This is a genomic window from Bacillus sp. SIMBA_008, assembly GCF_046535495.1.
In the GTDB taxonomy this organism is placed as follows: Bacteria; Bacillota; Bacilli; order Bacillales; family Bacillaceae; genus Bacillus; species Bacillus subtilis.
In genome coordinates this window covers 1-274 of sequence record NZ_JAWRWL010000427.1, presented here as the reverse complement: position 1 = coordinate 274, position 274 = coordinate 1, and the positions used below count along the sequence as shown (strand labels likewise).

Here is a 274-nt window from a genome sequence, read left to right as displayed (position 1 = left end):
CGTCCGACAGCACGCGGCGATCGCCGAACGATTTCGCCAGCGACGACACGGCGAGGCTCATCGCTCGCTCCCCTGTTCGACGCGCACCCACGGTACGCAGATCCGCTCGATCATCACGACGAGCGCGTAGAGCGCGAGCGTGAGGATCGTCGACACGACGACCGCCGCCAGCACGAGGTCGGTGCGGAAGACGTTCTTATGCTGCTGCATGTACACGCCGAGGCCCGAGACCGCCCCCGCGTACTCGGCGAAGATCGCCCCGACGACCGCATAG

At 67.2% G+C, this 274-nt stretch carries 1 pseudogene; it reads right to left on the bottom strand.

The window, feature by feature from the left end:
• Positions 1 to 57: 57 nt before the first annotated feature.
• Positions 58 to 274 (bottom strand): annotated as a pseudogene (locus SB658_RS23880) (ABC transporter permease); the annotation flags it as partial.